This is a genomic window from Streptomyces sp. NPDC093984 (assembly GCF_044764595.1).
Lineage (GTDB): Bacteria > Actinomycetota > Actinomycetes > Streptomycetales > Streptomycetaceae > Streptomyces > Streptomyces cynarae.
Genome location: NZ_JBIWIM010000009.1, coordinates 33,980 through 57,164 on the forward strand (window position 1 = coordinate 33,980; position 23,185 = coordinate 57,164).

General features: G+C 73.0%; 19 protein-coding genes. 8 read left to right on the forward strand and 11 right to left on the reverse strand.

Going from position 1 to position 23,185, the window contains the following annotated elements:
* Positions 1–24 precede the first annotated feature (24 nt).
* Entirely contained in the window at positions 25–756 is a 732-nt protein-coding gene (locus ACIRC0_RS28305; protein ID WP_403621231.1) for an SseB family protein, read from the reverse strand.
* A gap of 151 nt (positions 757–907) precedes the next feature.
* On the opposite strand from ACIRC0_RS28305, the gene ACIRC0_RS28310 reads away from it, so the two are divergent.
* Positions 908–1,858, forward strand: a complete 951-nt coding sequence (locus ACIRC0_RS28310) for a hypothetical protein (RefSeq protein WP_403621234.1) — start codon at positions 908–910, stop codon at positions 1,856–1,858.
* A gap of 24 nt (positions 1,859–1,882) precedes the next feature.
* Here ACIRC0_RS28310 and mycP read toward each other — a convergent pair whose 3' ends face one another.
* Positions 1,883–3,049: a type VII secretion-associated serine protease mycosin gene (gene mycP, locus ACIRC0_RS28315; protein ID WP_403621237.1), complete on the reverse strand. Its 1,167-nt coding sequence runs from the start codon at positions 3,047–3,049 to the stop codon at positions 1,883–1,885.
* Positions 3,046–4,125, reverse strand: a complete 1,080-nt coding sequence (locus tag ACIRC0_RS28320) for a hypothetical protein (RefSeq protein ID WP_403621239.1) — start codon at positions 4,123–4,125, stop codon at positions 3,046–3,048. The genes mycP and ACIRC0_RS28320 overlap by 4 nt, the downstream gene beginning before the upstream one ends.
* Before the next feature lie 962 nt (positions 4,126–5,087).
* On the opposite strand from ACIRC0_RS28320, the gene ACIRC0_RS28325 reads away from it, so the two are divergent.
* Positions 5,088–6,290 (forward strand): amino acid deaminase/aldolase, encoded by a 1,203-nt coding sequence (locus tag ACIRC0_RS28325; RefSeq protein WP_403621242.1) that lies wholly within the window; start codon positions 5,088–5,090, stop codon positions 6,288–6,290.
* Between the two features lie 98 nt (positions 6,291–6,388).
* Here the strand turns inward: ACIRC0_RS28325 and ACIRC0_RS28330 are convergent, their stop codons facing one another.
* From ACIRC0_RS28330 to ACIRC0_RS28340, 3 genes are read right to left on the reverse strand one after another with little or no spacing between them, the layout of a single operon-like run.
* Positions 6,389–7,180, reverse strand: coding sequence for a 3-oxoacyl-ACP reductase (locus ACIRC0_RS28330; RefSeq protein WP_403621761.1), 792 nt, complete (start codon positions 7,178–7,180; stop codon positions 6,389–6,391).
* A 2-nt stretch (positions 7,181–7,182) separates the two neighbouring features.
* Positions 7,183–8,562: an aldehyde dehydrogenase family protein gene (locus ACIRC0_RS28335; protein ID WP_403621764.1), complete on the reverse strand. Its 1,380-nt coding sequence runs from the start codon at positions 8,560–8,562 to the stop codon at positions 7,183–7,185.
* Positions 8,563–8,585: 23 nt separating this feature from the next.
* Positions 8,586–9,956 carry a glutamine synthetase family protein gene (locus tag ACIRC0_RS28340; protein WP_403621245.1) on the reverse strand — a complete coding sequence of 457 codons (1,371 nt, stop codon included), beginning with the start codon at positions 9,954–9,956 and terminating at the stop codon, positions 8,586–8,588.
* Between the two features lie 76 nt (positions 9,957–10,032).
* On the opposite strand from ACIRC0_RS28340, the gene ACIRC0_RS28345 reads away from it, so the two are divergent.
* Both ACIRC0_RS28345 and ACIRC0_RS28350 read left to right on the forward strand, forming a co-directional pair.
* Positions 10,033–10,779: a FadR/GntR family transcriptional regulator gene (locus tag ACIRC0_RS28345; RefSeq protein WP_403621248.1), complete on the forward strand. Its 747-nt coding sequence runs from the start codon at positions 10,033–10,035 to the stop codon at positions 10,777–10,779.
* Between the two features lie 49 nt (positions 10,780–10,828).
* Positions 10,829–11,521: a gamma-glutamyl-gamma-aminobutyrate hydrolase family protein gene (locus ACIRC0_RS28350; RefSeq protein WP_403621767.1), complete on the forward strand. Its 693-nt coding sequence runs from the start codon at positions 10,829–10,831 to the stop codon at positions 11,519–11,521.
* Between the two features lie 203 nt (positions 11,522–11,724).
* On the opposite strand, the gene ACIRC0_RS28355 is transcribed toward ACIRC0_RS28350, so the two are convergent.
* Positions 11,725–12,660 (reverse strand): LysR family transcriptional regulator, encoded by a 936-nt coding sequence (locus ACIRC0_RS28355; protein WP_403621251.1) that lies wholly within the window; start codon positions 12,658–12,660, stop codon positions 11,725–11,727.
* A 70-nt stretch (positions 12,661–12,730) separates the two neighbouring features.
* Between ACIRC0_RS28355 and ACIRC0_RS28360 the strand changes: the two genes are divergently transcribed.
* Positions 12,731–13,927 (forward strand): TDT family transporter, encoded by a 1,197-nt coding sequence (locus ACIRC0_RS28360; RefSeq protein ID WP_403621254.1) that lies wholly within the window; start codon positions 12,731–12,733, stop codon positions 13,925–13,927.
* Here the strand turns inward: ACIRC0_RS28360 and ACIRC0_RS28365 are convergent.
* From ACIRC0_RS28365 to ACIRC0_RS28380, 4 genes are all read right to left on the reverse strand, one after another.
* Entirely contained in the window at positions 13,854–14,573 is a 720-nt protein-coding gene (locus ACIRC0_RS28365) for a helical backbone metal receptor (protein WP_403621256.1), read from the reverse strand. The two genes, ACIRC0_RS28360 and ACIRC0_RS28365, sit on opposite strands and share 74 nt — an antisense overlap.
* Before the next feature lie 37 nt (positions 14,574–14,610).
* Complete coding sequence (locus ACIRC0_RS28370) at positions 14,611–15,186, reverse strand: helix-turn-helix domain-containing protein (protein ID WP_103845299.1); 576 nt, start codon at positions 15,184–15,186, stop codon at positions 14,611–14,613.
* A gap of 434 nt (positions 15,187–15,620) precedes the next feature.
* Positions 15,621–18,236 (reverse strand): ABC transporter permease/substrate binding protein, encoded by a 2,616-nt coding sequence (locus tag ACIRC0_RS28375; protein WP_403621260.1) that lies wholly within the window; start codon positions 18,234–18,236, stop codon positions 15,621–15,623.
* Positions 18,229–19,317, reverse strand: a complete 1,089-nt coding sequence (locus tag ACIRC0_RS28380; RefSeq protein ID WP_403621263.1) for a glycine betaine/L-proline ABC transporter ATP-binding protein — start codon at positions 19,315–19,317, stop codon at positions 18,229–18,231. The genes ACIRC0_RS28375 and ACIRC0_RS28380 overlap by 8 nt, the downstream gene beginning before the upstream one ends.
* A 191-nt stretch (positions 19,318–19,508) precedes the next feature.
* Here ACIRC0_RS28380 and ACIRC0_RS28385 point away from each other — a divergent pair, with 191 nt between their 5' ends.
* The 3 genes from ACIRC0_RS28385 (at position 19,509) to ACIRC0_RS28395 (ending at position 23,182) form a co-directional block, all read left to right on the forward strand.
* Complete coding sequence (locus ACIRC0_RS28385) at positions 19,509–20,447, forward strand: 5'-3' exonuclease H3TH domain-containing protein (RefSeq protein ID WP_403621770.1); 939 nt, start codon at positions 19,509–19,511, stop codon at positions 20,445–20,447.
* A 112-nt stretch (positions 20,448–20,559) separates the two neighbouring features.
* Positions 20,560–21,405, forward strand: coding sequence for a siderophore-interacting protein (locus ACIRC0_RS28390; protein ID WP_403621266.1), 846 nt, complete (start codon positions 20,560–20,562; stop codon positions 21,403–21,405).
* Between the two features lie 220 nt (positions 21,406–21,625).
* Entirely contained in the window at positions 21,626–23,182 is a 1,557-nt protein-coding gene (locus ACIRC0_RS28395) for an amino acid permease (RefSeq protein WP_403621269.1), read from the forward strand.
* The last annotated feature ends 3 nt before the right edge of the window (positions 23,183–23,185 follow it).

The following is a 23,185-nucleotide window of genomic DNA, read 5'->3' on the forward strand; positions in this document are numbered from 1 at the left end:
TACCCGCGACCCCACGAAAATCGTTCACGAACGCACGAACAGGGGCTCGCCCGGGGGCGTCGCTCCGGCCGGCAGGACTGCCAGGTCGAGGCCGCGCACCAGGCGGGCCCTCAGTGTGTCGTCGGCGGCCATCCGCTCGGCCACGGCGCGCGCGGCCTCGGCCGGGCTCGCCGCCGGGTCCAGGACGAGCGCGAGGGTGCCGTCCGCCCGGCCCGGGCCGAGGTAGGCGCGCCGCACGGCGGGCTCGGCGGCCACGGCGGCACGTACGGCGCCGGTGACGGCCGGGTCGGCGAGCGGGTCGGTCGTCGTACGGCCCTCGGCGAGGGCCAGCAGCGCGGGGCCCGTCAGTTCGAACGGCACCGGCCCGGACAGGTCCAGCACGATCGTGTCGGCCTTCTCGTGCACGGCGGCCTGCAGGGCCTGGTGCAGCGGGACGGCGACCGGGCGGGCCGCGGGGTCCCAGCGGGCCAGCGCCTGCGTGGAGGTGAAGGCGGGCAGGGCGGTGCGGCCGCCGGCCTTCAGGGTCGGTACGGCCATCTCGCTGGTCTTCTCGCGGCGCAGCCCCTTCTCGTCCTCCTCCACCTCGCCGAGGATCGCGACGACGGGGACGAGGAGCCGTGCGCCCTTCAGCGCCTCAAGGACGGGCCCCACGGCGGTGCGGTCCTCGGCCCAGGCGGCGAGCGCCGCGCTCAGCCGGGGGTCGGCGGAACCGTCGTCGTCGGAGAAGCCGGAGTCGGGAATGTTCTTGTTCGCCACGGTCACCGACCCTATCGGGGGGTCTTCGCCGGGGTCGTGCCGCCCCTGAGCCACGGCGGTCACCGCTCTCCCCGGTTTCTCAGCGTCTCCTGACACACCTCTCACGCCCGTCCCACGGCGCGCACAGCACGGGTGAAGAGCATCGGCGGCCATGGAGTCCCCGAGAACCCACCGTCGCCGCCGCGTCCGCGCCTGCCGGCGCCGGTCGTTCTTCTGTACGGCGCTGGCGGCAGCCGTCGTGGCCGGCGGTACGGCGACGGGGACGGTGTACCTGAGGGAGCGGGCGCACGCCGACGCGGGCGCCGTATCGTCGGCGTCGTCGGTGACGCCGTCGGCGTCGGCCTCGTCGAGCCGGGAGGCATCGGTGGAACCTGCCGCGGAACCCCCTGTGGACCGGGACGCGCTGCTGAAGCGGGCGATGACCTCGGTGGCCGTCGAGGACACGGCGGACGTGGCCGTGGCGGTCCTCTCGACGGACTCCGGGGAGAGCGCCGCGTACGGCGACGGCACCTTCGACACGGCGAGCATCGTGAAGGTGGACATTCTGGCGGCGCTGCTGCTCCAGGCGCAGGACGCCGGCCGGCACCTGACCGCGCAGGAGAAGGCGTACGCCACCGCGATGATCGGGAACAGCGTCAACGCGTCCGCGTCGGCTCTGTGGACCGCGATCGGGGGCGCCGACGGCCTGGACGGCGCGAACAAACGCTTCGGCCTGACGGACACGGTCGGTGGTGAGGGCACGCTGTGGGGGCTCACGCAGACCACGGCGGCGGATCAGCTGACCCTGCTCCAGCAGGTGTTCGGGGAGGACTCACAGCTGAGCGGGGCCTCACGGTCCTACCTGCGGGGGCTCATGGGCGACATCGCGGAGGATCAGCGGTGGGGGGTTTCCGCAGCGGCGGACGGCTCCGCGTGGGCGTTGAAAAACGGATGGCTGGCGCGGAGCACGACCGGGCTGTGGGACGTCAACAGCATCGGACGGGTGAGGGCCGGCGGGCGCGACTACCTGGTGGCGGCGCTGTCCGACGGGAACTCGACGAAGGAGAGGGGGATTTCCGTGGTGGAGGCCGCGGCGCGAGCGGCCGTGGCCGTCTTCGGCTGAGAGCGCCGTAGCACCGCGGGTCGCCTACGGGGCGCTTCTGCGGCCCCTCCACAGCAGTACCGAAGCCACCAGCAGCGCCACGCCGAGGGTGCCCGCCAAGGGGCCCGCCCAGCCCGGGGAGTCCGAGGCGGCGCCGGCCGTGTCCGGGCCGGAGCCGAAGTACTCCTTGCCGTATGCCGCCGGGTGCAGGTTGTCCGGTCCGAGGCCGGCCGCCGCCTTGATGGCCGCCGCGGGGTCGATGAAGCCGAAGCCGCGGGAGTCGTCCCTGCCGCCGGTGGGGGGGTTGCGGGCCGTCTTCTCCAGGAGTCGCTTGATCTGGGCCGGGCTGAGCCCCGGATGGGCCGCCCTGATGAGCGCCACGGCGCCCGAGACGAAGGCGGAGGCCGCGCTCGTGCCCCAGCCCTCGTAGTACTTGCGGTCCGGTTCGGCGATGACGACGTCGACGCCGGGGGCGCTGACCGTGGCGTACCAGCGGCGGGTGGAGAAGGAGGCGCGGGTGCCGTCGCTGTCGACGGCGGTGGCCGCGATGACGCCGGGGTAGGCCGCCGGATACGAGGTGTGGTCGCCGAGCTCGCCGCCGTTGCCGGCTGAGGCGACGACGACCGTGCCCTTCTTCAGCGCGTACTGGATCGCCTCGTCCTCGGCCGCTTCGGGGTGTGCGGAGCTGGAGTCGTCGCCGAGGGAGAGGTTGATGACGTCGGCGCCGTGGTCGGCGGCCCAGCGGATGCCTTCGGCGAGTGCGTTGCCGCGGGTGTTGCGGGCCTTCGTACGGGCCGGGTCGCCGTCCTCGAGGATGACGCGTACGGGGAGGATCTTCGCCTCGGGGGCGACGCCGACGACGCCGTCGGAGTCGTCGATGCCGTGGCCGTGGCCGGCGATGATGCCGGCCATGGCGGTGCCGTGCACGGCCCAGGCGGGGTCGCCGCGCCGGGCGCCGAAGCCGACCAGGTCCTTGGCGGGGAGGACGTTGCCCACCAGGTCGGGGTGGGTCTCGTCGACGCCGGTGTCGAGGACCGCGACCGTGATGCCCTTGCCCTTGGTCGTCTGCCAGGCCTGGTGGATGTGCAGGGCGTCGAGGGCCCACTCCTGGGCTCGTATGCCGTCGGCGTGGGCGGCGGTGGCGGGCAGCAGGGCGAGAGCGGCGGCGATGAGGGGGGTGAGCAGGCGCGCGCCGGTCGTACGGGCGCTCATGAGGGCTTCTCCGTGGCCGAGGTGAAGGTCTTGCGCAGAGCCACCTCGATACGGTCGGCGAGGCCGGCCGCGTCGTTGCCGAGCCCCGCCTGGGCGGGGGCCGTGGTGGCGCCCGTCTTCATGGCGTTCTCGGCCGGCTCGGGTTCGGTGACGGTGCGGCCGTCGGCGAAGCCGGAGACGGCGTAGACGACGACGGGGGCGTCCGTGAGGACGGATATCGTCCAGGACGCGCGCTGGGCGTCGCCGAAGCCCGCCGCGACGGTGCCCTTGGCCGCGTACGGGCGGGGCATGAGGTCGGTGCGGCGGTCCAGGCCCTCGTCCTTGAAGCGGCTGGCGAGGGCGCCCATGGCGGCGGCGTCGGCCCGTGTGAACAGCAGTCCCACCGTGGTGACCTGACTGCTGGTCGCGTCGGTGTAGGTGGCGCGCAGCAGGCGCAGGCAGCCGACAGGGGCGAGGGCCTTGCGCAGGAGCGGGTCGAAGGCGTCCGCGCAGCCGCTGTCGGGGGCGACGGCGATACGGGTCCAGGTGCGGTCGGCGCCGCCGGGGCCCTCGCCCGGGCCGTTGACGGTGGGTGGGAAGAGCCGGTCGACGGGGACGCTGCGCCACAGGGTCCCGGCGACGGCGTACGCGCCCCGCGCACCGTCCGGTGAGTCGTCCCCGGTGAGCCAACTGCCGGTCACGGCACCGCCGATGAGCCCGAGCCCGAGGACGAGGCAGGCGGCGGACGCGGCGACCCGGGGGCGGATGCGGGTGCCGAAGTGCAGCCGCGGCCTGGGGAGTTCGACACCGCGCGTGTCGGGCTGGGCGAGGGTCACGAAGGGCCGCGCCGGTTCGACGGGTCGCAGCCTGGCGGTGGTCTCCACGATGCCGGGGGCGTCCGCGGCGGGGGCGACGCCGACGGCCGGGGGCGCGTCGGGGAAGCGTGCGGTGGCCACCGGCGGGGGCGGACCGGGGGTCTCGGCGTGCGGGTCGCGCTGGACGTCCGCGAGCCGGTGGGACTCGGGGGCGGGGCGCGCCGACGGTTCGCGGTCAGTACCGGATGCGCCCTCGGAGACGCCGGCGGGCCGCTGGGGCACGCCCGCGCCGAGCCTGAACGGCCGCGCGACGGCACCGGTCCGGGCGGACGCACCGACCGCACCGGGACCGGCCGGGGGGTGGCTCGCACCGGAACGGGCCGGGTGCCCGGCCGTGCCGGACCCGGTCGCGGCGGAGTGCCTGGGAGCGTCCACCGTGTCCGGTCGGCGAGAGCCGCCCTCCGCACCGGAACGGCCGAAGAACTCGTCCGTACCGGGCCGCACCGGGGCCCCGGTCGCGCCGGACGCGGTCGCGGTCCGCGTCCGGGGCGGCTGCTCGGGGCGGGGCGGGACCGGCGGGAAGGGCGTGCGGGCAGACGGAGTTCGCCGCGGTGCGGCTGGGGCCTGCGGGCCGGAGAGGGGTGCCGCCGCGGGCGGCTGCTCGGGGCGGGGCGGGATCGTTGCGGCCGAGCCGTCGCGCTGCGTGGGCCGAGGTCGGTCGCCTCCGGGCGCGGAGGTGCCGTTCGGCCCCGCGGGCGGGACACCCGGCGGCGTCGACGGGCGCGGCGGGGGCACGGAGGCGTCGGAGCGCGTCGCCGGGCGGGGCGCAGTCGCCGGCTCGTCCGGTGAACTCGACGGACGGCGCGGAGTCATGGGGTCGCCCGGCTGCGTGGCCGGACGGGGCGGGGTCGAGGGGCGCGGAGGGATGGAGGCGCGGTGCGCTTCCGTGCTCATGCACCCCCCGTTTCGTTGTAGCCGGGCCTCCCGGGACGCCCCGGGTGTCCGACCGCCCAGGGCGGACGGCCGGTAGGCGTGGTGCGGACGCCGGCCCGTCCTGGGCAGGCATACCCGCGCGAGCGGGCGCCCATCCCAGGCGTACGCGCCCGAGCGGAGCAGCCGCTTGCCCACGTGCGCGTCACTCTACGGGTTGATCCGCCTCGAACGGGAACCGGTCCGCGTCACCGGCGGCATCTGCCCGGATCGTCCCCCTACCCTGCGGTAATCACATCTGGCAGGCTGCGTCCATGACTGCCCGCGCCGCAGACCGGGCCCGCTACGACCGGGCCACCGCTCATCTCGACGCCCCTGTCGCGATCGTGGACCTGGAGGCGTTCGACGCGAACGCCGACGACCTGCTCCGCCGGGCCGGCGGCAAGCCGATCCGGGTCGCCAGCAAGTCCGTACGCTGCCGCGCTCTGCTCGAACGGGTGCTCGCCCGGGACGGTTTCGCCGGCATCATGTCCTTCACGCTCGCCGAGTCCCTGTGGCTGGCCCGCTCCGGTTTCGACGACGTCCTGCTGGCCTACCCCTCGGCCGACCGCCAGGCGTTCGCCGAACTGACCGGCGACCCCAAGCTCGCCGCCGCCGTCTCGGTGATGATCGACGATCCGGCCCAGCTGCGCCTCATCGACGACGCCCGCCGGGGCGGCACCGAAGAGGTGCGCGTCTGCCTGGAGTTGGACACCTCGCTGAAGCTGCTCGGCGGCCGGGTCCGCGTCGGCGCGCGCCGCTCGCCGCTGCACTCCCCCGAGCAGGTCGCCGAGATGGCCCGCACGGTGGTCCGTACGCCCGGTTTCCGGCTGGTGGGCATCATGGCGTACGAGGGCCATGTCGCCGGTGTCGGCGACGCGGTGGCCGGGCGCCCGGTGCGGTCGCGGGCCATCCGGCTGATGCAGGCCACCGCGCGCAGGGAGCTCGGCCGGCGCCGCGCGGAAGTGGTGCGCGCGGTCCGGGCCGTGGCACCGGACCTGGAGTTCGTCAACGGCGGTGGCACGGGCAGCGTCCAGTACACGGCCGCCGAGGACGCGGTGACCGAGATAGCGGCGGGTTCCGGGCTGTACCAGCCGCGGCTGTTCGACAACTACACCGCGTTCCGCGGCCGTCCGGCCGCCCTGTTCGCCCAGCCGGTGGTGCGCAGGCCGGGCGTCGGGGTGGTGACCGTGCTGGGCGGCGGCTACCCCGCGTCGGGCGCCGCGGGCCCCGACCGGCTGCCCGTGCCGTATCTGCCCGAGGGGCTGAAGTACGACCCGCAGGAGGGGCCCGGCGAGGTGCAGACGCCGCTGCTGGGCTCGGCCGCCGACGACCTGCTCATCGGCGACAAGGTATGGTTCCGGCACGCCAAGGCGGGCGAGCTGTGCGAGCGTTTCGACGCGCTCCACCTCGTCGAGGGCGACCGGGTCACGGCGACCGTCCCGACGTACCGCGGCGAGGGGCACACCTTCCTCTGACGCGACCACCGGCACGGGCACCGGCGCCTGGCGCCGGTGCCGCCGCCCTCGGGCCGCCCTGATGTCGCCCTGACCCCGGGGCACGAGGCCGGGGCCCGCTACAGGGGCGTGACGTACGCGCCCGCGATTCCGCCGTCCACCAGGAAGTCGGTGGCGTTCACGAAGGACGAGTCGTCGCTGGCGAGGAACGCGACCGCCGCGGCGATCTCCTCCGCCTCCGCGAACCGTCCGACGGGGATGTGCACCAGACGGCGCGCGGCCCGCTCGGGGTCCTTGGCGAACAGCTCCTGCAGGAGCGGGGTGTTGACCGGCCCGGGGCACAGCGCGTTGACCCGGATGCCCTCCCGTGCGAACTGCACGCCCAGCTCACGGGACATGGCGAGGACGCCGCCCTTGGAGGCCGTGTACGAGATCTGCGAGGTGGCCGCGCCCATGCGGGCCACGAACGAGGCCGTGTTGATGATGGAGCCCTTGCCCTGGCGCCGCATGTAGGGGATGGCGGCCTTGCAGCACAGGTAGACGGAGGTCAGGTTGACCTCCTGGACCCGCTTCCAGGCCTCCAGGCCGGTCTCGAGAATGGAGTCGTCGTCGGGCGGCGAGATGCCCGCGTTGTTGAAGGCGACGTCGACGGACCCGTAGGTGTCGTAGGCCGCCTTGAACAGCGCCTCCACCTGTTCGGGGTCGGTGACGTCGACCTTCACGAACAGCCCGCCGACCTCCTCGGCGGCGGCCTTGCCGCGGGTCTCGTCGATGTCGCCGCAGACGACGTTCGCGCCCTCGGCGGCGAGGCGGCGCGCACTGGCGAGGCCGATGCCGCTGCCGGCACCGGTGACGACGGCGGTGCGGCCGACCAGGCGGCGGCAGATGCTGTCAGAGGTCTGCGAGGTCACTGTCACTGTGCGGGGCCCTCCGTGCTGATGAAGACGTTCTTGGTCTCGGTGAAGGCGGTCAGGGCGTCCGGGCCGAGTTCGCGGCCGATCCCCGACTGCTTGAAGCCGCCGAAGGGGGTCCAGTAGCGGACGCTGGAGTGGGAGTTGACGGACAGGTTGCCCGCGCGGACGGCCTGGGAGACGCGCAGCGCGCGGCCGACGTCCCGGGTCCAGATGGAGCCGGAGAGCCCGTACGGCGTGTCGTTGGCGAGCCGGATCGCGTCGGCCTCGTCCTCGAAGGGCAGGACGACGGCGACCGGGCCGAAGACCTCCTCGACGGCCACGCGCGCGTGCGGGCCGACCCCGGTGAGGACGGTCGGCGGGAACCAGAAGCCCGGCCCCTCGGGTGCCTTGCCGCGGATCCCTTCGGCGTCCGCGGGGACGTACGAGCGGACGCGCTCCAGCTGGGTCCTGGAGATCAGCGGGCCCATCTGGGTGTTCTCGTCGGCCGGCTCGCCGACGACGACCGACTCGACGGCGGGGGCGAGCAGGTCGAGGAAGCGGTCGTAGGCGGAGCGCTGGACGAGAATGCGGGTGCGGGCGCAGCAGTCCTGGCCGGAGTTGTCGAGGAACGACATGGGGGCGGTGGCCGCGGCGGCTTCGAGGTCGGCGTCGGCGAAGACGATGTTGGGGCTCTTGCCGCCGAGTTCGAGGGTGACGCGCTTGAGCCGGGCCGAGCCCTTCGCCAGCACCTGTTTGCCCACGGCCGTCGACCCGGTGAAGACGATCTTCGCCACGCCCGGGTGCTCGACGAGCGCGGCGCCCGCGACGGGGCCGTGGCCGGGCAGTACCTGGAACAGTCCTTCGGGCAGGCCCGCCTCCAGGGCCAGTTCGGCCAGGCGCAGGGCGGTGAGCGGGGTCGTCTCGGCGGGCTTGAGGAGCACCGCGTTGCCCGCCGCGAGCGCCGGGGCGGTGCCCCAGGCGGCGATCGGCATCGGGAAGTTCCAGGGTGCGATGACGCCCACGACACCGAGCGGTTCGAGGATCGTGACGTCCAGGCCGCCCGGGACGGGGATCTGACGTCCGGTCAGGCGCTCCACTCCGCCGGCCGCGTAGTCGAGCAGATCACGAACGTTGCCCGCCTCCCAGCGGGCGTTGCCGATCGTGTGCCCCGCCTCGCGGACCTCCAACTCGGCCAGTTCCCCGAGGTGTTCGTCGACGACCCGGGCGAACCGGCGCAGCAGCCGGGCCCGGTCGCCGGGCGGGAGCGCCGCCCACCGGGACTGCGCCCGCGCGGCCCGTACGACGGCCGCGTCCACGTCGGCCGCGGTGGCGGCGGGGACGGTGGCCACGACCTCCTCGGTGGCCGGATTCAGTACCTGCAGCTCGAGCTCGTTCGACACGACGTTCGGCACGAAAGAACCCCTCACATGCGTTCGAAGGAGCGGCGCAGCTCCCAGTCGGTCACCGCGGCGTCGAAGGCCGCCAGTTCGACACGGGCCATGTTGCCGTAGTGCGCGACCACCTCGTCGCCGAAGGCGGCCTTGGCGAGGGCGCTGTTCTCCCAGAGTTCGGCGGCCTCGCGCAGGGTGGTGGGCACATGCGCGTACTCGGCGGTGTAGGCGTTGCCCGCGCACGGCTCGGGCAGCTCCAGTTTCTGCTCGATGCCGTGCAGTCCGGCCGCGACCAAACCGGCGACGGCGAGGTGCGGGTTGACGTCACCGCCGGGGACCCGGTTCTCGAAGCGCGTCGAGCGTCCATGGCCGACGACCCTCAGGGCGCAGGTGCGGTTGTCGTACCCCCAGGCGACCGCGGTCGGGGCGAACGAGCCCGGCTGGAAGCGCTTGTAGGAGTTGATGTTCGGCGCGTACAGCAGCGAGAAGTCGCGCAGGGCGGCCAGCTGCCCGGCGAGAAAGTGCCGCATGACCTCCGACATCCCGCCGGGGTCGCCGGGCCCGCCGGCCATGGCGTTGCGGCCGTTCTCGTCGGCGAGCGAGAGGTGGATGTGGCAGGAGTTGCCCTCACGCTCGTTGTACTTCGCCATGAAGGTGATCGAGACGCCTTCCTGGGCGGCGATCTCCTTGGCTCCGGTCTTGTAGATCGCGTGCTGGTCGCAGGTCACCAGGGCGTCGTCGTAGCGGAAGGCGATCTCGTGCTGGCCGGGGTTGCACTCGCCCTTGGCGGACTCGACGGTCATCCCGGCGCCGGCCATCTCGTTGCGGATGCGGCGCAGCAGGGGCTCGATGCGGCCCGTGCCGAGTACGGAGTAGTCGATGTTGTACTGGTTGGCCGGGGTCAGGCCCCGGTAGTTCGCGTCCCAGGCCTGCTCGTAGGTGTCCTTGAAGACGATGAACTCCAGCTCGGTGCCGACCTGGGCGGTGTAGCCGAGGGCGGCCAGGCGCTCCAGCTGGCGGCGCAGGATCTGGCGGGGGGCGGCGAGTACGGGTGAGCCGTCGTTCCAGGCGAGGTCGGCGACGACCATGGCCGTGCCCTCGTGCCAGGGCACCCGGCGCAGGGTGCTCAGGTCCGGGTGGAAGGCGAAGTCGCCGTAGCCGCGGTCCCAGGAGGACATGTCGTAACCGTCGACCGTGTTCATCTCGGTGTCGACGGCGAGGAGGTAGTTGCAGCCCTCGGTGCCGTGCTCCAGCACCTCGTCGAGGAAGAAGCGCGCGGCGAACCGCTTGCCCTGGAGGCGCCCTTGCATGTCGGGGAAGGCCAGGACGACAGTGTCGATCTCGCCGCCCGCGACGAGGGCGTGCAGCTCCTCGATGCCGAGCGGGGATGTGCGGTCTGCCACAGGAGGTCTCCTTCGGGTCCGCCGGGAGTCATAAGGTATTTCCGAGAACCATTGCTTGGGAAGGGGGCACGGCCGGATGTCGCAGGCGGAACCCGACGACCTCACCGCCGGCGTGCGGGACCGGTTGACGCCGGTGCTGCGGCCGGTGCGGGCGGGCAACGGCTTCGAGGAGGCGCTGGAGCAGATCCTCCAGGTGGTCCGCCTGGGGCTGGTGCCGGGCGGCGAGCGGCTGCCCGCGGAGCGGGAGCTGGCGGAGCGGCTGGGGATCAGCCGGGTGACGCTGCGCGAGGTGCTGAAGGTCCTCCAGGAGCAGGGCCTGGTGGAGTCGCGGCGCGGGCGCTACGGCGGCACGTTCGTGCTGCCGCGCGTGGACGCGGGCGGCGAGGACGAGCTGCGCCGGCGCATCGAGAAGGTCGACATCGAGGACGTGCTGCGGTTCCGTGAGGTGCTGGAGGTGGGGGCGGCGGGCCTGTGCGCGACGCACGGCCTCACGGACGAGCAGGCGGCACGACTGCGGGGGTCCCTGGTCCGCACCCAGGACGCACCGCTGACGGAGTACCGGCGCCTGGACACGCTGCTGCACCTCACACTGGCTGAGCTCGCCGGGTCGCCGTCGCTGACGGCGCAGTACGCGGCCGTCCGGGCCAGCGTGAACGACCTGCTGGACTGCATCCCGCTGCTGGTGCGCAACCTGGAGCACTCGCAGCGGCAGCACGAGGCGCTGGTGGAGGCGGTGCTGGACGGGGACGCCGACGGTGCGCGGGAGATGATGCGGGAGCACTGCGCGGGGACGGCGGCGCTGCTGCGGGGCTTCCTGGCCTGAGCGCTTGTAAAGGTATTACCGTTGACCATTGGAGCTCTGGGAGGCCCGTATGACCGGACGGCCGCTGATCGGCGTGAGCACGTATCTGGAGGCCGGGGCGCGCTGGGGCGTCTGGGAGCTGGAGGCGGCGCTGCTGCCGGCGGGTTATCCGCGGCTGGTACAGCGGGCCGGCGGGCTCGCCGCGATGCTCCCGCCGGACGATCCGGCGCAGGCGGCGGCGACGGTGGCCCGGCTGGACGGTGTGGTGATCGCGGGCGGCCCGGACGTGGACCCGGCCCGCTACGGCGCGGAGCGCTCCCCGCGCACCGGGCCGCCCGCGCCCGAGCGGGACGCGTGGGAACTGGCGCTGATCCGGGCGGCGCTCGCGTCCGGCACGCCGCTGCTCGGCATCTGCCGCGGGATGCAGCTGCTCAACGTCGCCCTGGGCGGCACACTCGTGCAGCACCTCGACGGGCACGTCGTCCAGGTCGGCGCGTTCGGCGGGCACACGGTCGAGCCGGTGCCGGGCACGCGCTACGGGGAGGTGGCGCCGGAGTCGGTGTCGGTCCCTACCTACCACCACCAGGCCGTGGACCGCCTCGGGGACGGACTGGTGATCTCGGCGTACGCGGAGGACGGCACACCGGAGGCGGTCGAAGTGCCGGGTGCCGCCTGGGTGCTGGGTGTGCAGTGGCACCCGGAGATGGGCGAGGACGTCCGGGTGATGCGGGCGCTGGTGGAGGCGGCGTCCGCCCGCGCCTAGACCGCGCCGCCCTGGCGCTCGTCTTCCGCGTCAGCCCTGGCGCTCGTCTTCCGCGTCAGTCCTGGCCTCGTCCGCGCGTCAGCCCCTGGCCTCGTCCGACCCTGCCTCTGTGCCGGTCGGCCCTGCCTCTGTGCCGCGTGAGCCCTGCCTCTGTGCCGGTCAGCCCTGCCCCCTGTGCCGCGTGAGCCCTGCCTCTGCGCCGGTCAGCCCTGCCCCCTGTGCCGCGTGAGCCCCAGCAGGTCCCGTCCCGGGCCCGTCGGACGGTGCCCGGTGCGCCATACCGCTCGCAGCGCGCGGTCCAGGCGTACGCCGTCGACCGGGACGCTCACCAGGCGGCGGGCCGAGAGTTCCTCGCCCACGGCGAGTTCGCTCAGGACCGCGGGGCCCGCGCCGCTCACCGCCGAGGCCTTCACCGCGGTGGTCGACGACAGTTCGAGCAGGGGGCGGGCGAGGCCGCCCAGGGCCGCGTCCAGGACCTGACGGGTGCCCGAGCCCTCCTCCCGGAGGATCAACGGGGTCGAGGCCAGTTCCCCGGCCGTGAGCGGCCTGCGGCGGCGTGCCCACGGGTGCCCCGGCGCCGTCACCACGATGAGCCGGTCCCGGGCGACGACCGCCTCGTCCAGGCCCGCCGGCACGGAGAGCCCCTCCACGAAGCCCAGGTCGGCCTCGTCCGCGAGCAGCCGTTCCGCGACCGCCGCCGAGTTCCCGGCCAGCAGCGACACCGCCGTGTCGGGCCGCTGGGCGCGCAGCGCGATCAGCCAGCCGGGCAGCAGGTACTCCGCGATCGTCATGCTCGCGGCCACCCGCAGCCGTGAGTCCCGTCGGCCCCTGAGCGCCTGTGCCCCCGCGTCGAAGGCCTCCGCCGCCTCCACGATCCGCCTCGCCCAGTCGGTGACCAGCGCCCCCGCGGCGGTCAGCCGGGACCCCCGGGGCGAACGGTCCACCAGCGCCACCCCGAGTTGCCGCTCCATCGACCGGACCCGGCTGCTGGCCGCCGGCTGGGTGATCCCCAGCTCCCGCGCGGCCCGCCCCAGGCTGCCCAGCCGGGCCACCGCGAGCAGCAGCTCCAGTGCCCCCAGATCCGGCACCCGGTGCGCCAGACCCGCCCCCGGAAGCCCCGCCTCAACACCCTCAGCCATAAACACAGCTTATGCCCACATAGAGGCGTGGTCCCTGGTGCCGGCCTCCGCCCGGCGGGACCGTGCATCCATGGTCACCGCAGCCCAGCCCCCAGCATCCTTCTCTCGGAGATCCGTGAGAAGCGCCCCTCCCCTGCCCGCCGGCCCCCGGCGTGCCCCCACCGTCCGGCACCTCGGACCGAACTGGTACGCCTCCGTGATGGGCACCGCGATCGTGGCGACCGCCGGCGCCGGTCTGCCCGGCGCCGTGCACGTGCCGGGGCTGCGGACCGTCTGCACGGCCGTCTGGGCGCTCGCGTCGGCCCTGCTCGCGGCCCTGCTCGTCGCCCGCACCCTGCACTGGGTCCACCACCGCGACCAGGCGCGCGCCCATCTCCTCGACCCCGCCGTGGCCCCCTTCTACGGCTGCCTGGCCATGGCCCTGCTCGCCGTGGGCGGCGCCACCCTGGCCGTCGGCCGGGACTGGATCGGTGCGGGTCCCGCCGTCGCCGTGGACACCGTCCTGTTCACCGCGGGCACTGTCATCGCTCTCGTCGCCGCCGTCGCCGTGCCGTATCTGATGGTCGCCCGGCACCGCATCGAGCCGGACCAGGCGAGCCCCGTGTGGCTGCTGCCCCTGGTCGCCCCCATGGTCTCCGCGGCCCAGGGTCCGCTGCTGGTCCCGCATCTGCCCGCCGGCCGGCCCCGCGAGACGCTGCTGCTCGCCTGTCTCGCCCTGTTCGGGCTGAGCCTGCTGGCCACGCTCGTGATCCTGCCGCCGATCGTGACCCGGCTCATCACCGCGGGACCGCTGCCGCTTCCCCTGACACCGGCCCTCTTCCTGGTCCTCGGCCCGCTCGGCCAGTCCACCACCGCCGTCGGCACCGCCGCCGACGCCGCACGCGACGCCGTACCCGCCCCGTACGCCGAGGGCTTCGCCGTCCTGGCCGTGCTGTACGGCGTTCCGGTCATGGGCTTCGCCCTGCTGTGGCTGGCGCTCGCAGCCGCGCTGGTGGTGCGGGCCCTGCGGCAAGGCATGGGCTTCGCCATGACCTGGTGGGCGTTCACGTTCCCGGTCGGCACCTGTGCCACCGGCGCGGAGGCGCTGGCCCGGCGCACGGGGCTCGGCGCCTTCGACGGGCTCGCGGTCGGCCTGTACGCGCTGCTCGTCGCCGCCTGGGCCGTGGCCGCGGTCCTGACCGGCCGGGGTGTCGTCAGCGGCGAGCTGCTCGCAGCGCCTGGGCGAGAACGAGTGGCGCCTGGATCAACGAGGGCCCGTACCAAGTGAGGTGACGCCCGCTGACCAGCGCGCACGGCAGCCCTTCGAACGCCTCCGGACCGTCGTCGGCGGTGAAGCGGTACGGCTCGTCGGGCAGCACCACCAGGTCGGGGGCGGCGTCCCGCAGCTCCTGAAGGGGCACCTTCGGATAGCGCTCGAGGTGCGTCCCGTACAGGTTGCCGACGCCCAGTCGGGCCAGCACGTCCCCGGCGAAGGTGTCCCGGCCCAGCACCATCCAGGGCCTGCGCCAGACGGGTACGACGGCGCTCGTCCAGGTCCCCGGCTCCGGCAGCCGTGACCACGCCGCCTCGGCCTCGTCCAGCCAGCGGGGCCGGGCCGGCGCGCCGCACGCCGCCACCACCCGCTCCAGCTCGCGGAAGGCCTGCGGCACGTTCCGCACCTCGGTGACCAGGACGTTCAGGCCCGCCTCGCGCAGGGCGGCGAGGTCCGGTTCGCGGTTCTCCTCCTCGTTGGCTAGCACCAGGTCGGGGGCGAGCCCGACGATCCGGTCGACCTTCGGGTTCTTCGTGCCGCCGATCCGGACGACGTCGAGGTCCGCCGGGTGGGTGCACCAGTCGGTGGCGCCGACCAGGGCGCCCGGCACGGAGGCGGTGACGGCCTCCGTCAGCGACGGCACCAGTGAGACGACCCGCATCCTGCCTCCTCGGGCCCCGGCGGTGACGGCAAGCAGGTCAGCGGCGGCGCGACCGGTCCTCGACCGCCTCGATGTGGTCCGCGACCGCGACCACCACCACGCGGGTGTCCGGCACGGTCGCCCGCCAGCGGTGCCGCACTCCCCCGCTCAGGTACAGCGTGTCCCCCCGCCCGAGCCGGTGCGCCCGGCCCTCCGCCTCTATCTCGACGGCGCCCTCGACGACGTACATCAACTCGTCGTTGCGGTGCTGGAATTCGCGTCCCTCGTCGTGGTCCCCGATGAACTCCATCGCGTGCAGCTGGTGGTGCCCGCGCACCAGCGGGCGCACCCTGGCCTGCCCCGGCGGGACCGCTTCGTCGTCGGCGCGCAGCACGTCCACGCTGCACGCCGGGTCGGCCGCGGCCAGCAGGTCGACGGCGGTGGTCCGCAGGGCGTCGGCGATCCGCTCCAGGGAGGGCCGGCTGGGACGCGCCCGCTCGTTCTCCACCTGGCTCAGGAAGGGCACCGACAGGCCGCTGCGCTCGGCCACGACGGCGAGGGTGAGCTCGAGCGCGCGGCGCCGCCGCCGTACGGCCGCGCCCACCCGAAGGGGCTGCTCTTTGTGGTCGCCCATCGCTCCGGCTCCCTCCCTCGCTCGTCGGTCCACTGCTTCTTCTGAGTTGTCTGCACCCTACGCATGTTCGGCAAACCGTTTCATGCGCCCGTCACATCGGTGCCATATACAAGAGTGGTGAAGGTCAGGGTTCGCGCCACCGGACGAGCCGTCCCGCCTCCCCGCGCACGCCGCGCTCACCTGCGAGGAAACGGCTGACCAGGGGCGCGGGGCGGCCCGCGCGAGGTGCCGGAGGCGTCGCGGACAAGGTCAGGGAAGAGAGCCGTACGGCCACGATCGGCGAATTGGGCCGTTGCGGGGTTGTCCGGATTCTTCTCGCACGGCCTCGCACGGCGCTCGCACGGGAGTACGCAGCCGCCCGGCGCGCTGAGGGCGCCGGGCGGCTCGCGGTCCTGGTGGTGCTCCGGGTGTCCTCCCGGAGCACTACGGGCGGGTCACTGCGGGGTCATGCGCTGCACGATGTCCGGGTGGCGCTGCACCCACGCGGCCACGGCGGCCTCCTCATGGCCCTGGCCGCGGTTCTTGATCTCGCTCTCCAGGCTGCCCAGCTCCGCCTCGCTCATCCTGAAGTTCCTGATCCACTTGGTGAGCTGCGGGTACCGGTCCGGGAACGCCCGGGCGGCGATGGTGCGGATCGTGTTGCCCTCACCGAACAGCTTCCTGTCGTCCGCGAGCTTGGTGAGCTTGTACTCGCTGTACGCCCAGTGCGGCGACCACAGGACGACGGCGACCGGCTTCTTCTGCGCGTAGGCACGCTTCAGCTCGGCGAGCATCGCGGGCGTGGAGCCGTCGACGACCTGGTACTCCTTGTCGAGGCCGTAGCCGGGCAGGACCTTCGTCTTGAGCAGGTTCATCTCGCCGGTGCCGGGCTCGATGCCGATGATCTTTCCGTCGAAGGTGCTCGCCTTGCCCTTGAGGTCCTCCAGGGACTTCACGTCCTTGACGTAGGAGGGCACGGCGATCTCCAGTGAGGTCGGCTGGTACCAGGTGCCCAGGTCCGTGAGCCTGTCCTTCGTCTTGTCCCAGTAGTTCTTCTGGGCGTACGGCAGCCAGGCGTCGAAGTTGAGGTCGAGGTCGCCGCTCGCCAGTCCCGTGTAGACCGGGCCGACGTCCATCTGCTTCAGGTCGAGCCGGTAGCCGCGCCGCTGAAGGACGTTCTTCCACAGGTAGGTGACGGCGACGTCCTCGTCCCAGGGGAACCAGGCGACGTTCAGCGGCCGCTCGGCCTCGGCCGGGCTGCCGGCCGCGGACTTCTGCACGGGGGCGAGCTTGTCGACGACACCCGGGTTCTTCTTCAGCCAGGCCCGCACGGCGTCCTGCTGCCTGCCCTTTCCGGCCTTGTTGATCTCGGCTTCCAGGCTGGTGACCTGCTTCTCGTCCATCCTGAAGTTCTTCAGCCAGGTCCCGACGACCGGGTTGTCCCGGGCGAATCCCTTGCGGGCGAGCGTGTGCACCGAGTCGCCCTTGCCCCAGGCGCCCTTGGGGTCCTTGAGCTTCTTCAGGTCGTAGTCGTTGTACGCCCAGTGCGGCGACCAGAGCGTGACGACGATGGGCTTCTTCTGCTCGTAGGCGCGCTTGAGCTCGGCGAGCATCGCGGGCGTGGAGCTGTCGACGACCTGGTATTCCTTGTCCAGGCCGTACTTCTTGAGGACCGTGCTCTTGAGCAGGCTCATCTCACCGGCGCTGGACTCGATGCCGGTGATCTTCCCGCCGAAGGTGGCGGCCTTGCCCTTGAGGTCCTCCAGCGAGTCGATGCCCTTCATGTACGAGGGCACGGTCAGCTCCAGCGACGTCGGGCCGTACCAGGAGCCCAGGTCGTCGAGCCGGCTGCCGTACTTCTGCCAGTACTGCTGGTGCGTGGTGGGCAGCCAGGAGTCGGTCTCGAAGTCGATGTCGCCCTGCGCGAGCGAGGTGTAGAGCGGACCGGCGTCGAACTGTTTGACGTCGACCTGGAAGCCGCGCTGCTCCAGGACCTCCTTCCACAGGAACGTGGAGGCGACGCCCTCGTCCCAGGGGATGTAGCCGATGGTGATCTTCTTGCCCTGGCCGACGTTCTGCGCGTCGGCGGCGGTGGCGGACTTGCCGCCGCCCGCGAAGACGCCCATGCCGCCGGCGACCAGCGCGAGCACCACCACGCCGATCACGGCCACGGCGGGCCGGGGCCGGTAGGACCAGATCTTCAGGCCCTGCGCGGCGCGCAGCCGGGCGGCGGCGCGGCGGCCCAGCGGGGAGACCTGGGTGCCGAGGGCGCTGGTCATGCGGTCCAGGTAGATCGCCAGGATGACGATGGCGACACCGGCCTCGGAGCCGAGGCCCACGTCGAGCTGGCCGATGGCCTCGTTGACGTCGCCGCCGAGGCCGCCGGTGCCGACCATGCCGGCGATGGCCGCCATGGACAGACCCAGCATGATCACCTGGTTGACGCCGGCCATGACGGTCGGCAGGGCGAGCGGCAGCTGGACGCGCAGCAGCGTGTCGCGCGGGGTGGTGCCGAACGCCTCCGCGGCCTCCACCAGCTCCTTGTCGACCTGGCGGATGCCCAGCTCGGTCATGCGGACGCCGGGCGCGAGGGCGAAGATCAGGGTGGCCACGATGCCGGCGGGCGCACCGGTGCCGAAGAACAGGATCGCCGGGATGAGGTAGATCATCGCGGGCAGCGTCTGCATGAAGTCGAGCACCGGCCGCACAAGGCCGCCGACCCGGCTGGAGCGGGCCGCCCAGATGCCGACGGGCACGGAGACGACGAGCGCGATGAGCGTCGCGACCAGGACGAGCGACAGGGTCACCATCGCGTCGTCCCACAGCTGAAGGGAGTCGATGAAGGCGAAGCCGGCGAAGGCGAGGACACCGGCGGCCGTGCCGCGCAGCCAGAACGCGATCACGGCGAAGATGCCCGCGAGCAGCAGCGGCTCGGGGGCCTGCAGGACGGCGTCGATGCCGTCGAAGGCGCCCAGGAAGACGGTCTTGCAGAAGTCGAACAGCCACGCCATGTGGTGCAGCAGCCAGTCGACCAGGGAGTTGACCCAGTCGCCGAACGGGATCCTAGGCACGGGCGACCACCTTCCCGCCGTCGGCGTCGCGCCTGTCGTCGCAGGGGGCGGGGTCGGCGGCCTCGTTGCCGAGGAAGCCCACCAGCCGCTCCTGCGGTACGACACCGATGAGCCGGTTGCCCTCGTCGACCACCCCGACGGGATGGGAGAGCCGGGCGCTGATCGCGCACAGCTCGGCGAACGGCGTGTCGGGGGTCGCGGTCTCGCAGCCGCAGCCCGGGTCGTCGCCGGTGACCGTGGTGTCCATGACCGCGCCGGCGGTGAGCACCCGCGAGCGGTCGACGTCCTGGGTGAAGGAGGCGACGTAGTCGTCGGCGGGGCGGACCAGGATGTCCTCGGCGGTGCCGATCTGCACGATGCGGCCGTCCCGCATCACGGCGATGCGGTCGCCGAGGCGCATGGCCTCGTTGAGGTCGTGCGTGATGAAGACGATGGTCTTCTTCAGGGTCTGCTGCAGCTGCAGCAGCTGGTCCTGCATGTCGCGGCGGATCAGCGGGTCGAGCGCGCTGAACGACTCGTCCATCAGCAGCAGGTCGGCGTCCGTGGCGAGCGCCCGGGCCAGGCCCACGCGCTGCTGCATACCGCCCGACAGCTCGTCGGGCCACGACTTCTCCCAGCCGGCCAGGCCGCACAGGGCGAGCGCCTCGTCGGCGCGCTTCAGGCGCTCGGCGCGGGGCACGCCCTGCACTTCCAGGCCGTACGCGGCGTTCTCGCGGACGCTGCGGTGCGGGAAGAGCGCGAAGTGCTGGAAGACCATGCTGATCTTCCGTGCGCGGACCTCGCGCAGCTCACGGGGGCCGAGGGCGGTGAGGTCCTGGCCGTCGAAGCGGACGTGTCCGGCGGTCGGCTCGAGCAGGCCGTTGAGCATGCGCAGCAGCGTGGACTTGCCGGATCCGGACAGGCCCATGACGACGAAGATCTGGCCCGGCTCCACCGTGAAGGACGCGTCGATCACAGCCGCGGTGGTCCCGTCGGCGCGTAGTTCCTCGCGGTCGGCCCCCTGCCGGAGCCGTTCCACCGCCCGATCCGGTCGTCTGCCGAACACCTTGTACAGGTGCTCGGTCTCAAGCCTGGAAGACACAGGTACCTCTCGTCTCGAAGCCTCCGAGCCGCTGCAAACGTTGAAACTGCAACCGGCATCACTTCGAGGCGCCCCTGCCCCCGGTCGTCAAGGCCAAACGCAGGGGTGGCCCAGTTCACAAGGCGTTTACTTCTGCCACGTATGTGCACGGCACGCCCACGGAAGGGCCACTGTCGGCGCCGTACGGCATGATGCGGCACGTGACGCAGAGAACCCGACGGCTCATGCTCCTCGACACCGCCTCGCTGTACTTCCGCGCCTACTACGGCGTGCCGGAGTCCGTGAGGGCCCCCGACGGCACGCCCGTGAACGCCGTGCGCGGGCTGCTCGACTTCATCGACCGCCTGGTGAAGGACCACCACCCCGACGACCTGGTGGCCTGCATGGACGCGGACTGGCGCCCGCACTGGCGGGTGGAGCTGATCCCCTCCTACAAGGCGCACCGCGTGGCCGAGGCCCACGAGGCGGAACCGGACGTGGAGGAGGTGCCGGACACGCTGTCCCCGCAGGTACCGGTCATCGAGGACGTCCTGGACGCGCTGGGCATCGCGCGCGTGGGCGTCGCCGGGTACGAGGCGGACGACGTGATCGGCACGTTCACGGCGCGCGCCAAGGGTCCCGTCGACATCGTCACCGGTGACCGCGACCTGTACCAGCTGGTCGACGACGCGCGCGGGGTGCGGGTGCTGTACCCGGTCAAGGGCGTCGGCACGCTGCAGCTCACCGACGAGGCGGCGCTGCGCGAGAAGTACGGCGTGGACGGGCGGGGTTACGCGGATCTGGCGCTGCTGCGCGGCGACCCCAGCGACGGGCTGCCGGGGGTCGCGGGCATCGGCGAGAAGACGGCCGCGAAGCTGCTCGCCGAGTTCGGCGACCTGGCCGGGATCATGGCCGCGGTCGACGACCCGGCGTCGAAGCTCACACCGGCCCAGCGCAAGCGACTCGCCGAGGCACGGCCGTATGTCGCGGTCGCGCCCTCGGTCGTCCGGGTCGCCGAGGACGTACCGCTGCCCGAGGTCGACACGGCGCTGCCGCGCACACCGCGCGACCCGGCCGCGCTGGACGCCCTTGAGGCCCGCTGGGGTCTGGGCGGCTCACTGCGGCGACTGCTCACCACGCTCGGGGCGTGACGGTTCCGGGAGGAAGTGTCATCCCGTTCTCAGGGGAGAGTCGGGAATGAGGTGCTGACTGGCAGGAGATGCTAACTTAGGTGAACCTAACTCAGGGAACCGGGAGGCCGTGATGGCAGAGCGCCCCGCAGGCAAGGCGCGCAGGGCCCACACCGCGCAGGTGGTCCGCACGCAGCGGCTGACCCCGCACATGCAGCGGGTGGTGCTCGGCGGCGAGGGGCTCGCCGGCTTCGCGGCGGGCGGCTGCACCGACCACTATGTGAAGCTGCTCTTCCCCCCTGCCGAGGGCGTCACCTATCCGGAACCCTTCGACCTGCAGCGCATCCGTGAGGAGCTGCCGCGGGAGCAGTGGCCCGTGACCCGGACGTACACCGTGCGCGCCTGGGATCCGGAGCACCGCGAGCTGACCCTGGACTTCGTGATCCACGGCGACGAGGGGCTCGCCGGGCCGTGGGCGTTGCGGGTGCGGCCGGGCGAGACCGTGCGGTTCATGGGGCCGGGCGGCGCCTACGCACCGGACGCGAGCGCCGACTGGCATCTGCTCGCCGGTGACGAGAGCGCGCTGCCCGCGATCGCGGCGACCCTGGAGGCACTGCCGGTCGGCGCCCGGGCACACGCGTTCGTGGAGGTCGCCGGCCCCGAGGAGGAGCAGAAGATCGACTCCGATGTGGAGGTGGTCTGGTTGCACCGCGGGAACCGGCCGGTCGGCGCGGCGCTCATCGAGGCCGTACGGGCGCTTGAGTTCCCCGAGGGCCGCGTGCACGCGTTCGTGCACGGCGAGGCCGGTTTCGTGAAGGAACTGCGCCGGCTGCTGCGCGTCGAGCGCGGATTCCCGCGCGAGGACCTGTCCATCTCCGGCTACTGGCGCCTCGGGCACGACGAGGACGGCTGGCAGGCGTCGAAGCGGGAGTGGAACGCGCGCATAGAGGCGGAGCAGGAGGGCGCGTCCGCGGCCTAGGACACCGCGGTCGGACACCCAGGGCGGCGGCACTCCGGGGATACCCGGGTGCCGCCGCCCTGTCGTGCGGTGCTCTCGCGGAGGCGTGAGGACTTGGGTCCGACGCCGACACCGCGGCGTGACGCCGGTGAAACAGGTGCTCCCTACGTTCGGTCGCCCGACAGCAATTTCTGTCGCCCGACAGGAACTCTCGCGCGCAGTGCGAAAGCAGGTTGCCGCCATGACGAGCACCGCCCCCGCCGACGTCCGCCCCGACCCTCCGGGCCCCGAGCAAGCCGCCGACCTGGCGCGCTTCGGCTACCACCAGGAACTGCACCGCAGCCTGGGCCGGTACGCCTCCTTCGCGGCCGGGTTCTCCTTCATCTCCGTCCTGACGACCGTCTTCCAGTTCTTCGCGTTCGGGTACGCGTTCGGCGGCCCCGTCTTCTTCTGGACCTGGCCCGTGGTGATGGCGGGCCAGGTGCTGGTGGCCGCGTGCTTCGCCGAGCTGGCCGCGCGCTACCCCATCTCCGGCGCCATCTACCAGTGGTCCTCGCGCCTGTCGAACCCCACCTTCGGCTGGTTCGCCGGCTGGATCATGGTGATCGGGCAAATAGTCGTGGTCGCCGCGGCTGCGCTGGCGCTGCAGATGGTGATGCCGCCGCTGTGGTCCGGCTTCCAGCTGGTGGGCGGCGACCCGTCACCCACCTCGCCCAGCGGCGCGGCCAACGCGGCGGTCCTCGGCGTCATCCTGCTGGTGCTCACCACGCTCGTGAACGTCGTCGACAACCGGGTGATGTCCGTGGTCAACCGCATCGGCGTCACCGCCGAGATCATCGGCGCCTGCCTGATCGTCGTGCTGCTGCTCACCCATTCCCGGCGCTCCCCCGGCATCACCTTCCACACCGGCTCCGGCACGGGCGGACTGCTCGGGGCGCTGCTCGTCGGGTCGTTCACGGCGGCGTACGTGATGATCGGGTTCGACAGCGCCGGGGAGATGAGCGAGGAGACCCACAACCCGCGCCGCACCGCGCCGCGCACCATCCTGACCGCGCTCGGCGCGGCGGGCCTGCTCGGCGGGCTCATCGTCCTCGGCGGCATTCTCGCCGCACCGAGCCTGACGGACGGCCGGCTCGGCACCGACGGTCTCAGTTATGTCCTGACCAGCAGCCTCGGCGACGGGGTGGGCCGGGTGCTGCTCGCCGACGTCGTGGTGGCGATCGCGGTGGCGACGCTGGCGATCCAGACGGCGGCCTGCCGGATGCTGTTCTCCATGGCCCGCGACGGCAGGCTGCCCTTCGCGCGGCGACTCGCACGGGTCAACCCGCGCACGGGCATGCCGAGCGCGCCCGCCGTGGTGGTCGGCGTCCTCGCCACCGCCCTCCTGCTGCTCGACTTCGCCTCTCCGGACGCCTTCCTGGCGATCGGCACCACCTGCATCGTGATGCTGTACCTGGCCTACGCGATGGTGACGGGCCCCCTGCTGCTACGGCGCCTGCGCGGCGGCTTCCCGGCCGGCGGCACGGACGAGGTGGGGGCCCCGCTGTTCTCGCTGGGCCGCTGGGGCATCCCGGTGAACGCCCTCGCCCTTCTCTACGGCCTCCTGATGACCGTCAACCTGGCCTGGCCCCGAGCCGCGGTGTACGACCCGACGGGCGGGCACTGGTACTTCCGGTGGTTCACGCTGCTGTTCCTGACGGCGACGGTCGCAGTCGGCGCCGCCTACCGGGCGTTCCGGAGGCGAACCCCCGTTTCCGCTCCCGTACCGGAGGCGGCGGTGCAGGAGGCGACCGCCTAGGCT